We start from the raw sequence: 11,267 nt of genomic DNA, 5'->3' as shown, positions 1-11,267 counted from the left end.
GATGCCGACATTCCCGGACGGATTCCTCTGGGGAAGCGCCACTTCGGCTCATCAGGTCGAAGGTGGCAACCACAACAACGACTGGTGGGACTTCGAGCAGAACCCCGCCTCTGCCGCGAGGTGGTCGTCCGGCGACGGCATCGATCACTTCCATCGGTACGCCGGAGACTTCGCGCTCCTGGCATCACTGGGACACAACGCCCACCGGCTGTCCGTGGAGTGGTCCCGGATCGAACCCGCTCCCGGCGAGTTCAGCCGCGCGGCGATCGGCCACTACCGCCGGGTGCTGACCGCCCTCGCCAGCACCGGCATGACCGCCTTCGTGACCCTGCACCACTTCACCCTGCCGCGCTGGCTGCCGGCCCGCGGCGGCTGGCTCGCGCCCGACGCGGTCGATCTCTTCGCCCGTTACTGCGCGCGGGTGACGGCCGAGCTCGGTGACCTGATGCCGTTCATCTGCACCATCAACGAGCCCCAGATGATCGCCCTGCACGGCTACCTCGAGGGCTACCACCCGCCGGGTATCACCAACCCGACGCTCTGGCGGCGCGTCGGCGGCGTGCTGCTCGACGCCCACCTCGCCGCCGTCACGGCGATCCGCGCCGCCGGTGGCGCACGAATCGGCCTGGCCGTGCAGCTACCGCTGCTCGACGGGCCGGAGCCGTTCCTCGGCCTGATGCGCCACGAGATCGTCGACCGCTACCTCGACGGCCTGACCGGCGTCGACGGCGGCGACTGGCTCGGCGTGCAGTTCTACCGCAAACAGTGGGTGGACCCGGGATCGCCGTTCCTCTTCGCGCCGCCACCCGCGGGTTTCCCCCTGACCCAGATGGGCTGGGCGGTTCACCCGGACGGCCTGCGCGAGATGCTGCACCGCGCCGCTCGCGCCGGTCTGCCGCTCTACGTCACGGAGAACGGCATCGCGACCGAGGACGACACCGAACGCGTCGCCTACCTGCGTTCGCACGTGGCGGCCACCGCCCGGGCCATCGCCGAAGGTGTCGACGTGCGCGGCTATCTGCACTGGTCGGCGTTCGACAACTTCGAGTGGTCCGAGGGCTACCGGCCCCGATTCGGGCTGATCGCCGTCGGCGACGACTTCACCCGTCACCCCAAACCCAGCGCCCACGAGTTCGCCGACATCATCCGCGCGTCGAAAGAGGTCTGATCATGGAACCGGGAGTGCCCCGCAGAACGCTGATCGCCGGATCGCTGGCCGTCGCCGCCTCGTCCCTGGTCGCGGCTCCTGCCCAGGCCCGCCCCGGCCGGTGGAAGGAGGAGGCGGCGACCCGGTACGGCCGGGTCCGCGGCCGCCGGCAGGACGGCATCGTCAAATTCCTCGGCGTCCCGTACGCCACCCCGCCGGTCGGCAAGCTCCGGTTCCGGGCGCCGCAGCCGTTGCCACCGTGGCGCGGCGTACGGGATGCGGTGGATTTTCCGAACCCCGCCTTTCAGGTGGCCGGAGGTGAGATGGGCCCGAGCGGCAACGGCCGGATGCCGGCACCGTCCGAGGACTGCCTCTACCTCAACATCTGGACCCCGGCGGTCGACGGCAGACGCCGCCCGGTGATGTTCTACAACCACGGCGGCGGATACATGATCGGGTCGGGTTCCGCCACCGGGCAGGACGGCACACGACTGGCCAGGCTGTACGACGTCGTGGTGGTCGAGTCCAACCACCGGCTCGGGCTGCTCGGCTACCTGTACCTCGGTGATGGTCACGCCGCCAACCAGGGCATGCAGGACATCCTCGCGGCACTGCGCTGGACGGCCGAGAACATCGGCTACTTCGGCGGCGACCCGGACAACATCATGGTCTGGGGCGAGAGCGGCGGCGGCGCCAAGACCGCGGCCGTCTACACCATGCCGGCGGCGGCGAAGCTGTTCCACAAGGCGTCGATCGAGAGCGCCGCGCCCCTGCGGTTCCCCACCCGGGACGGCGCGGTCGCGCGCGCCGACCGCACCCTTCACCTGCTCGGGCTGACCCGTCGCGACGTCCGCAAGCTGCACGACATCCCGGCCGCCCGGCTCCTCGAAGTCCAGGTGTCCGAGGCGGCGAACGGGGTCGCGCCGTGGGGTGACCCCGACCCGCTGCCCGGCTTCGGGGCCTTCGTCGACGGCCGGATCATCCCGCGGCACCCGTTCGCTGACGGGGCGGCGCCATGGTCGGCCGGGAAACCGCTGATGGTCGGCACCACGCGCGACGAGACCGTCTTCTTCAGCCTCTTCGGGCCGAAGGACGTCTTCAGCCTCGATCTCGCCGGGCTGCGCAGCCGGTTGAGCAGCACCTATCAGGGCGCCGAACTCGACCGGATCATCGAGGTCTTCCGCCGCTCGCGGCCGGGCGCCACCCCGGCGCAGCTGTACTTCGTGATCACCACCTCACCGATCCGGCGCGACGCGATCGCCATCGCCGAGGCGAAGGTGGCCCAGCGGCGGGCGCCGGTGTACATGTACCAGCTCGCCTATCCGGACCCGACCGTGGTGCCCGGCACCGACTTCCCGCTCGGCTCCCCGCACGCCTCCGACATCCCCCTCAAGTTCGCTAACACTCCGTCCACCGAACCGGCGGGGGAGCGGGCGACCGCCCGGCACATGAGCGCGCTCTGGGCCGGCTTCGCCCGCGACGGCCGGCCGGACGCGCCGGGGGTGCCGCGCTGGCCCGCCTACACCCGCCGGGACCGGGCCACCATGTGGATCGACGCCACGTGCAGGATCGTCGAGGACCCGGACCAGAGCGAACGGCTGTACTGGGAACGTCGGGCGTGACGGAAGCCGCCGCGCGGACTGATCAGAGCTGGTTTGCGCCGATCCGTACAGTGCGTGCCATGACGGTGCGGGCAGTGGTCTTCGACGTCGGCGGGGTGCTGGCGCTGGTCGAGCCGATGGACTTCGACGCCCGGTGGGAGGCGAAGCTCGGCCTGGAGCGCGGGACGATCGGCGCGGCCATGGCTGACGTGTGGGAGGCGGGCGCGATCGGCGGCGTGACCGAGGCCGAGGTCCATCAGGCGCTGAGCGAGCGGCTCGGGCTCGACGCCGAGGAGGTGATGGCCGACATGTGGGAGCAGTACCTCGGCCGCCCCAACACCGCGCTGATCGCGTTCGTCCGAGGGCTGCGCCCCGCCTGCCGTACCGGGATCCTGAGCAACAGCTTCGTCGGCGCGCGCGAGCGGGAGCAGCAGAGATACGGTCTGAGCGACCTCGTCGACGAGGTGATCTACTCACACGAGGAGGGGATGAACAAACCCGACCCGCGACTGTGGGAGCTCACCTGCCGGCGCCTGGGATCCGCGCCGGACGAGACGGTGTTCGTGGACGACTCGCCGGCCCTGGTGCGGAGCGCGCGGGCGTACGGAATGCACGCCGTCCTTTTCCAGGACACCGCGCAGACCATCCGTGAGGTCGAAGCGCTCCTCAGTACTCGACGCCGGCTCGGGCTATGAGGCCGATCGCGGTGTCGATGGCGATCGCCCGGGCGAGCGTGAAGGCCAGGCCGGCCGCCTCCGCCTGCTCGCGTTCGGCGCCCTTCTTCTCGGACGCCGTGCGCCCGGGAACCGGAAGGATGTCGCCGTGATGCTGCATCGCGGCCACAGCGGTGAAGGCCGTCCAGGATCCCCATGGAAGGTCGTCCATGCTGGTCATCATCGATGTGACGTCATCGACGCGGGATTGCCGTTGCAGCATCCGCGAGGCCGAGGTCCCGTACGCGGAAAGGATCTCCTCCGACCTCGTGGCATAGATCTCCCGGAGCCTGCGCAGTCGCTCCGGAACGTCCGGGAGGCTTCTCGTCGGCGGGCAGGACACCAGCGGTGTCTCCGGCAGCGCGGCGTCATGGCGGCGACGCAGCTCCTGGCTGATCGGGAACATCACCCCGAGGGCGAAGGCCGCTGAATTCAGCTGTGCGTCCGGAATCCCGGGCTCCAGGTCGCGGACCATCTCGTTGACCTGCATCGCCAGCAGGTTCTCGAGGACGAACAGCCAGGTGACTCCGGTGGTCCGCTCCACTCCGGGCAGCAGAGAGCAGACGGTGTCCGTGACGTCCCGGCGTATCGTTCGGGCCAGCAGCCGGGCCCGCAGCGGCGGCACACCGAATACTTCCAGGCCCTCCACGTCGTCATCGTGCGGCAGGATCGAATTCACCAATCGGGCCCAAGCCACGTGCGCGCTCTCCGTCCATTGTCGGCGAAGTGCCGGACCCGTGATTGTAGACGTCGGGCGCCGTGGCGGGATCCGGTTCATCGTGGCCGCAGAAGCCGGACGGCGGGTCAGCGGGTCAGGGTTTCGAGCAGGCTCAGCAGCTGGGTGCGCTGTTCCGGCAGCAGCCGGTCGACGGCCGGGGTCAGGGCGCGCTCGAGCTCCGCGCGCAGCCGGGACGCGAGTTCCAGGCCGGCCGGGGTGATGAAGACGTCGACGGCCCGGCCGTCGGACGGATTGCGTTCGCGGGCCAGCAGGCCCCGGCGTTCGGCGCGGTCGATCAGGCCGGACATCGTGGATTTGTCCAGGCCCAGATAGGTGGCGAGCTCGGTCACCCGCAGCCGCCGGTCGCGCAGGATGCCGAGTACCCGCAGCTGGGTGAGGGACAGGTCGTTCTCGGCGCCGATGCGGGTCAGCACCGCGGTCACCTCGAACGTGCAGCGGGTGAGCGCGTCGATGAGCGGATCCATGACGCGATGCTACTTGACATGGTTGGGATTACGAACCATTCTCGAAGTAGTTGGTAATACGAACCAATCCAGAACGAGGAGCCCTCCATGCGCGCAGCAGTCCTCTCCGGGCCCGGCACCCCGCCCGTCTACGGCGAATTCCCCGAACCGGTCGCGTCCGGCGACCACGAGCAGGTGGTGCAGGTCCTCGCCGCCGGCCTGCACCACCTGACCCGGTCCAAGGCGACCGGCTCGCACTACAGCAGCACCGGCCGGTTTCCGCTGGTCCCGGGCGCCGACGGGGTGGTCCGCGACCAGGAGGGCCGGCTGCGGTACGCCGCCCTCGACGACACGACCTCCGGCACGTTCGCCGAGCGCACCGTCATCGACCTCCGCCGCAGCGTGCTGCTGCCCGACGACGCCGACCCGGTTCGCATCGCCGCGGCCATGAACCCCGGGATGTCGTCGTGGGTCGCGCTGCGCCGGCGTATCGACTTCGTCCCCGGGCAACGGGTTCTGATCATCGGCGCGACCGGCAACGCCGGGCGGATGGCCGTACAGATAGCCAAGCTCTTCGGCGCCTCACAGGTGATCGCCGCCGGCCGCGACGAGCAGCGCCTGGCCGAACTCCAGGCGCTCGGCGCCGACGAGACCTGCACTCTCGACGGGCTCGCGGTCGCGGCCGATGTGGATGTCGTGCTCGACTACGTGTGGGGTGACGTCAGCGCCGCCGCGATGATCCCGATGCTGACCGCCCGCGCCGACCGGTCCGCGCCCCTGACCTGGATCCAGATCGGTTCGCTGGCCGGCGCGACGGCTCCGATCCCGTCGGCGGCGCTCCGCTCGGCCCGCCTGCAGCTCGTCGGCAGCGGCATCGGCTCGGTCCCGGCCCGCGATTTCCTCACGGAACTGCCGGGCCTCGCGGCCGCGATCTCCAAGGGCGAGATAGAGGTACGAGCGACAGCCGCCGCTCTCGCCGACGTGACCCGAGCATGGACCGCGACCACCACCGATCGCATCGTCCTGGTGCCCTGAGATCAACCTGCGGCAGGACCATCGGCGTCGGCGGGATGTGATCGCTCGCGGGTCGCCGGTTTCCCCTCAGCCGGCGATCCGCTCCCGCAGCGCGCCGAGGTCGGCCTCGGACAGGCCGCCGCCGCGCAGGTAGCCAGCCGAGCCGCCACGCTCGTCGACCCACGCGAAGACGGCCTTGATCGCCTCCGGTGGTGTGGCGGTGACCAGGTCCGTGATCGCCGGGATGAGCGGCGCTCCCCAGGCGGCCAGGCGGGCCAGCATGAGTTCGGTCCACTCGCCGGCCAGGTTCGTCTCACTCAGCACGTAGTCGGCGATGACGGCGTCACGGTCGGCACCCGCCGCGTCGAGCAGCAGGGCGACGGCCACGCCCGTACGGTCCTTGCCGGCCGTGCAGTGCACCAGCACACCACCGTGCGTTTCGTCGGCGGGCCTGGCGACGAGTCGCGCGACCTCGGCGAACGTTGCGGCAGCCGAGCCGAGCATCCGGATGTAGATGTCCGCCAGCGAGGGGATGAGGGCTCGCAGTGCTGCTTCGTCGAGTCCGGCCGACGGCATGCCGGTGAAGGCCGCTTCGAGCAACGGCGATTCCACGGTGGTGACCCGGGGCACGGCGGGATTCTCCAGTCCGGTTCGCTCCAGGTCGGTCCGGAAGTCGACGATCGTGCCGATCGGGCCGGCTGTCAGAGTGCGGATGCCCTCGTCGGTCACGCCGGCGAGAGCATCGGACCGGTAGAGCACCCCCGCCCGGGTCGAACCGCCCGTCGCGAGCGGGATGCCTCCGGTGTCCCGGGAGTTGTAGGTCCCGGCGATGAACGCGCTCACACAGCCTCCTGCGACGGACAAACCTAGTAGCGACTAAGTTAGCCGGTAGAATCGCTGGATGGAACGGCTCTCTCGCGGCGACGCCCGGCGAACCCGGATCCTCACCGCCGCCACCAGGGAGTTCGGCCGCAAGGGCTACGAGAACGCCCGCATCGCCGACATCGCCCGGGCGGCCGGGGTGACGGACGCGGGAGTGCTGCACCACTTCGCCACCAAGCGCGACCTGTTCCTGGCCGTCGTCGAGCTCCGCGAAGAGGTCTATCAGTCGATCAAGCTGCCCGCGGAGTCGGTGCGCGCCCTGTTCGACGAGTTCATCGCGGTCGTCCGCCTCGCCGCCCAGGAACCCGACCTGCTCCGATTCCGCGTCATGCTGACCGGCGCCTCCCGCATCGAAGGCCACCCGGTGCAGGGCCGCGCACGCCGCAATCTCGAGGCCGCCCTGGAGACACTGGCGCCCTTCGTACAGAATCGCATCGCCGCAGGCGAGATAGCCGAGGGAACGGATCCGCAGCAACTCGTCCTCGAACTGCTGGCTCTCAACGAGGGCATCCGCGACCAGTGGTCCACCCTGCCCGACCGCATCGACTACGCCGCCGTTTTCACGATCGCCGTCAACGGCCTCTACGAGCGAGTGCGCGCGAGATGAGCGAGCTTTTCATCCGGGTGATCCCGACGGATCCCGCATGGCAGCCCACCGCCGAGGCGGCCGCTCGCACGGTCACGTTTGTGGCCGGGCTCTTCGCCGGACCGGGCGACCACGCGGAGGCAGTCGAGCCGATCTATTACGAGCGCATCACCCTGATCGATGGCGGCGAGTACACGCAGGACCTCTTCTGCCCCCGATGTGAGGCGGATATCGGTCTGGACTGGTTCTGGGAACTGGTCCGGGAAAGAAACGGCGGGCGGATGATCGGAGAGCCGACCATCCACGACCTGAGCGTCACCGTCCCGTGTTGCGCGGCGGCGTTGACGCTGCCAGAACTACGGTTCGAGGCGCCCGTCGGATTCGCGCGGTTCGAGGTGAGCGTCAGAAACTGGGCACGAGGCGCCTGGGAACTGGACGAGAAGGAATTGGCCGCCGCCGAAGCGGCACTGGGACATCCGGTGACGCAGGTCGCCGCCCACTACTGATCGGCGGGCACTCGCCACAGCCGTTCTCCGAATGGATCGCCGGCATGAAGGTCATCGGCTTGATCGGTGCGGGGCACATGGGCTCGGGGCTCGGCTGGGCGTTGCGCCAGGGTGGTCACGACGTGGTCACCTCGCTGGCGGGCCGGTCGCCGCGATGGGCTGAACGGCCACTCGTGGTGGACCTCAACGCCGTGTCACCGGTGACCGCGTCGGCGCTGCCAGCGCGGTGAAGATGTCAACGGCGTCGGTGTACAAGGGACTGATGGCGCTGATGACACAGGCGATCCGTGCCGCGTCCGCCGACGGAGTCCTGGAGCCGGTGATGGCCGACCTCGGCGAGCGCTTCGGAACCCCGTACGAGGTGGCGCTCGCCGCCACCAAGGCACACCGCTACGTCGCCGAGATGCACCAGATCGCCGAGTCCCAGGCCGCGGCAGGTCTCACACCGTCACTCTTCGCGTCGTTCGCCGCGGTCTGGGCGAAGGCGGCGAGCGCGGGTGAAAATCATGCGGTGCGTTCGTTGCCGCTGGGGCACGATGACGCAGTGATCAAGTTGTGGCGGCGAGACCGGAAGTCTGTTCCCGCGGTGGTGAACCGTCCGGTGACTGATCCGGTGTGGGTGGCCGTCGAGGAGGCTGCTCGTGGCGGGTGCCCACCGGTCGGGCATCTCACGACGCTGCTCGCGGAGCTCGCCGTCACCGGAGACCGCGAGTCGGGCCACGCTGCTCTGGCTGTCCTTGCCGAGTGGCCGCGCGTCGTGGTGCGGCTGGATGAGAACGCACGGCGTGCGTGGTGGCACCAGAGGCCTCAGGCATCGCCGGCGGAACATGTGGTCACCCGGGCGGCGGCCGGCGCGTTCGGCGCTCCGCTCGCGGTGGCACTGGCCAGCACTCATGGTGACGGACGGGTCCGCGAGCGGGCGGTGACCGCGATGCTGGCCGCGCCGTCGGTGGAGCTGATGCCGTTCCTGGTGTTGCGTACCAGTGACTGGGTTCGCTCGGTGCGCGACCATGCCCGTGCCGGTCTGGCATTGCTGCTCGCCGACGATCCGGTCAGATATCTCGGCGCTGTGCTGCCGGTGACGACAGCGATCGACCAGCGCTACCGCGGCGCGTTCGCCGTAGCCCAGGTGAAGGCCGCCTTCTCGACGGCATCGCCCGAGGACCGGCGGTCTCTGGCGGCATCATCACATCCCGCCTCCCGGCGCTTCTGCTGCGACCTCGGACTCAGCTGGGGCTGGTTCTCTCCCGACGAGTTGATCGACCTCGCCGAGTCAGGCCCTGACGTGCCGATCAGGGCTCGCGCTGCCGAGATGGCCTGCCGCGATGCCGTCTGGCGGCGCCGCGTTGCCGTACTGCGCCGCCTGGCCCGAAGCCGCCGGCCAGAGGTACGGGCCGCAGCGCTGACCGGGCTGAGTCCCACCGGCGATGACGCCGACGTGGTGGCGCACCTCGACGACGCGGCGCCCCTGGCGCGGGCACTGGCACGCGACGCGGCCCGCCGTGCCGGCGTCGACGCGGTCGCGTGGTACCGCTCCGCCGTGCTCGACAAACCGACCCCACCGGTGATCGCCGGTTTCGCCGAGACCGTCTCGGCGCAGGAATCGGCGCTGCTCAACCCCCTGCTGGACCATCCAGAGGCTACGGTCCGCGCCGCCGCGGTACGGGCACTACGTCAGCTCGACGCGGTCGACGCGGCACGCGTGGCACCGATGCTGCACGATCCGTCCACGCGGGTGGTCCGCGAAGCAGTCACCGCGTTGCGGCCGATAGTGAAGCTGGTCGAGGCCGAGCTGCTCTGGCAGTTGCTCACCGATGCCAGGACAGCCCTGCGCCGTGGCGGCTACCGCCTGCTCACCGCGGGGACCGTCTCGACGTGCCTTCGAGCTGGACTCATCGCCGCCATCGACCCGGACCCGAAGCTCGCCGCACGGGCCCGAGCGGACATCACCCGCCTCGCCCGCGACGTCACAGCATCGACCTGGCGGTCCGGCGTGACGCCCGAGTCGGTCATCACGACCCACCAGCGCACCGACCTCACAACCCTGCTGCAGCACGCCACACCAGCCCTCGAGCCCGACACCGTGGACAGACTGACCTCCTGGCTCCACGCCACTGCAACCGCATAGGACCGCTGCCCGGCGGACGCCGTTGCGAGGAAAAAGGAGCGCCCGCCGGCACCGAGCCGGCGGGCGCGAGGTGATCGGGTTTGTCAGTTGATGCGGCGGCGGTCGCCGAGGCCGTCATCCAGGGGGATGTCGGCGGTCTTGAAGGTGGAGACCGACGCGGTCACGCCCGCCCAGCGACGCAGCATGGCCGTCGCTGCCGCGTTGTCGGCCGGGTTCAGGCGGGCGATGTTGGCGCCGTGGTTGGCGCCCGGGGCGACGAAGAGGGCCGAATCGCGCTTGCTCGGCTTGAAGCGTTCGGCGCCCCACGGGTCGTTCTCGCCGTAGATGAAGAGCATCCGCTGCGAGGCGGTCTTCACCCAGAGATCAACATCGATCATCGGTACGGGGTTGTGCCGCCGGCGCAGCTCCTCGGGAAGAGACGAGTTCGCCGTGTAGAGGCCCGGGTAGTTGCGCAGGCCTTTGAGGTGCTCGAAGCGCAGGCTCGGCCAGCCCAGCTGGGAGGCGGCCTGGTAGTAGTACGGCCAGTAGTACTCCAGGGCCTGGTCGGTGTAGAAGCTCCAGCCGGCCACGGTGTCGATCCAGTTGTAGATCTCGTCGTCGGTCGCGGTGGCCGCCACCGGGACGGTCGCGCAGTCGGCGGCGAGGCTGTACTGCCAGAAGGCCCACACCGAGTCGAGGACCGTCATCTCGAACGAGCGGTCGGCGGTGCCGATCGTGTTGCTGAACGTCCAGCCGTTCTCCGCGGCGGCCGCCTCCAGGCGCGGCAGCAGCGTGTCCCGCCGGCGCAGCGCCTCGGCCTGCACGTTGTCGAGCGTCGTGCGGCACTCGGCGGTGCTGACGGTGTCGAAGAACTTGTCGTACGCCCGATCCTCCGGGTTGATCACGTCGTTCGGCGCGACGTACGCGACCACGCCGTCCACGTCGTTCGGGTAGAAGCGGCGGTGGTAGACGCTCGTCATGCCGCCCTTGCTGCCACCGGTCTGGATCCAGTTCGTGTCGTAGATCGACTTGAACGCGGTGACGATCCGGTGCTCGTCGGTCGCCTCCTGCCAGATGTTCAGATCCGACCAGTCGGCGTCGGCCGGCCGCGACGGCGTGAAGAAGCGGTGCTCCACCGAGATCTGGTTCGCGGTGAGCAGGGCCGTCGGCTCGGTCTGCGTCGGGCGCGGGCTGGCGGCCAGGCCGTACCCGTTGGTGAACAGCACCACCGGGGACGTCTCGGACCGGTGCAGCAGGGTGAGGCGCTGCTCGTAGGTGCCCGCCTTCGGGTGCCGGTGGTCGGCCGGCTGGCGGTAGGTCAGGACGAAGAACCGGTAGCCGGTCCCGGCCGTCTCCGAGGTGATGGTGAGTCCGGGGATGGCCTTCAGCTGGTCCAGCAGAGGGTCATCGGCGGCATGGGCGGCGGTGGCGGGGGTGAGCGCCACCAGAATGGTCATGAGGGTAGCCACGATGCGTTGTCTCACGCCGGACACCATATCGATGTATCGACATCGTTGGGGCTCATCTCA

At 69.9% G+C, this 11,267-nt stretch carries 12 protein-coding genes; 8 read left to right on the top strand and 4 right to left on the bottom strand.

Annotation, left to right across the window (positions count from 1 at the left end):
• The first annotated feature begins 1 nt into the window (after position 1).
• From EP757_RS34240 to EP757_RS34230, 3 genes are read left to right on the top strand one after another with little or no spacing between them, the layout of a single operon-like run.
• On the top strand, positions 2-1,168 hold the full coding sequence (locus tag EP757_RS34240; RefSeq protein ID WP_127552525.1) for a glycoside hydrolase family 1 protein: 1,167 nt from the start codon (positions 2-4) through the stop codon (positions 1,166-1,168).
• Between the two features lie 14 nt (positions 1,169-1,182).
• Positions 1,183-2,769 carry a carboxylesterase/lipase family protein gene (locus tag EP757_RS34235; protein WP_232050147.1) on the top strand — a complete coding sequence of 529 codons (1,587 nt, stop codon included), beginning with the start codon at positions 1,183-1,185 and terminating at the stop codon, positions 2,767-2,769.
• Between the two features lie 59 nt (positions 2,770-2,828).
• Positions 2,829-3,443, top strand: coding sequence for an HAD family phosphatase (locus EP757_RS34230; RefSeq protein WP_197725445.1), 615 nt, complete (start codon positions 2,829-2,831; stop codon positions 3,441-3,443).
• Here the strand turns inward: EP757_RS34230 and EP757_RS34225 are convergent.
• Entirely contained in the window at positions 3,415-4,140 is a 726-nt protein-coding gene (locus EP757_RS34225; protein WP_127552523.1) for a hypothetical protein, read from the bottom strand. The genes EP757_RS34230 and EP757_RS34225 overlap by 29 nt on opposite strands.
• Before the next feature lie 125 nt (positions 4,141-4,265).
• Complete coding sequence (locus tag EP757_RS34220) at positions 4,266-4,664, bottom strand: MarR family winged helix-turn-helix transcriptional regulator (RefSeq protein ID WP_127552522.1); 399 nt, start codon at positions 4,662-4,664, stop codon at positions 4,266-4,268.
• Positions 4,665-4,751: 87 nt separating this feature from the next.
• On the opposite strand from EP757_RS34220, the gene EP757_RS34215 reads away from it, so the two are divergent.
• Entirely contained in the window at positions 4,752-5,678 is a 927-nt protein-coding gene (locus EP757_RS34215; protein ID WP_127552521.1) for a zinc-binding alcohol dehydrogenase family protein, read from the top strand.
• A 66-nt stretch (positions 5,679-5,744) separates the two neighbouring features.
• Here EP757_RS34215 and EP757_RS34210 read toward each other — a convergent pair whose 3' ends face one another.
• Entirely contained in the window at positions 5,745-6,500 is a 756-nt protein-coding gene (locus EP757_RS34210) for a tyrosine-protein phosphatase (RefSeq protein WP_160165969.1), read from the bottom strand.
• A 58-nt stretch (positions 6,501-6,558) separates the two neighbouring features.
• Here EP757_RS34210 and EP757_RS34205 point away from each other — a divergent pair, with 58 nt between their 5' ends.
• The 4 genes from EP757_RS34205 to EP757_RS43520 are packed head-to-tail and all read left to right on the top strand — an operon-like array spanning position 6,559 to position 9,759.
• Positions 6,559-7,146: a TetR/AcrR family transcriptional regulator gene (locus EP757_RS34205; RefSeq protein ID WP_127552519.1), complete on the top strand. Its 588-nt coding sequence runs from the start codon at positions 6,559-6,561 to the stop codon at positions 7,144-7,146.
• On the top strand, positions 7,143-7,631 hold the full coding sequence (locus EP757_RS34200) for a hypothetical protein (protein WP_127552518.1): 489 nt from the start codon (positions 7,143-7,145) through the stop codon (positions 7,629-7,631). The genes EP757_RS34205 and EP757_RS34200 overlap by 4 nt, the downstream gene beginning before the upstream one ends.
• Positions 7,632-7,675: 44 nt before the next feature.
• Positions 7,676-7,861: a hypothetical protein gene (locus EP757_RS34195; RefSeq protein WP_127552517.1), complete on the top strand. Its 186-nt coding sequence runs from the start codon at positions 7,676-7,678 to the stop codon at positions 7,859-7,861.
• A 32-nt stretch (positions 7,862-7,893) separates the two neighbouring features.
• Positions 7,894-9,759, top strand: coding sequence for a DUF1932 domain-containing protein (locus EP757_RS43520; protein WP_197725444.1), 1,866 nt, complete (start codon positions 7,894-7,896; stop codon positions 9,757-9,759).
• 83 nt (positions 9,760-9,842) lie between these two features.
• Here the strand turns inward: EP757_RS43520 and EP757_RS34185 are convergent, their stop codons facing one another.
• Positions 9,843-11,222: a S28 family serine protease gene (locus EP757_RS34185; RefSeq protein ID WP_127552516.1), complete on the bottom strand. Its 1,380-nt coding sequence runs from the start codon at positions 11,220-11,222 to the stop codon at positions 9,843-9,845.
• Between the last annotated feature and the right edge of the window lie 45 nt (positions 11,223-11,267).

The sequence above is a fragment of the Actinoplanes sp. OR16 genome, assembly GCF_004001265.1.
In the GTDB taxonomy this organism is placed as follows: domain Bacteria; phylum Actinomycetota; class Actinomycetes; order Mycobacteriales; family Micromonosporaceae; genus Actinoplanes.
Note: the sequence above shows the minus strand (reverse complement) of the source record. Positions and strands in the feature narration are given on the sequence as shown.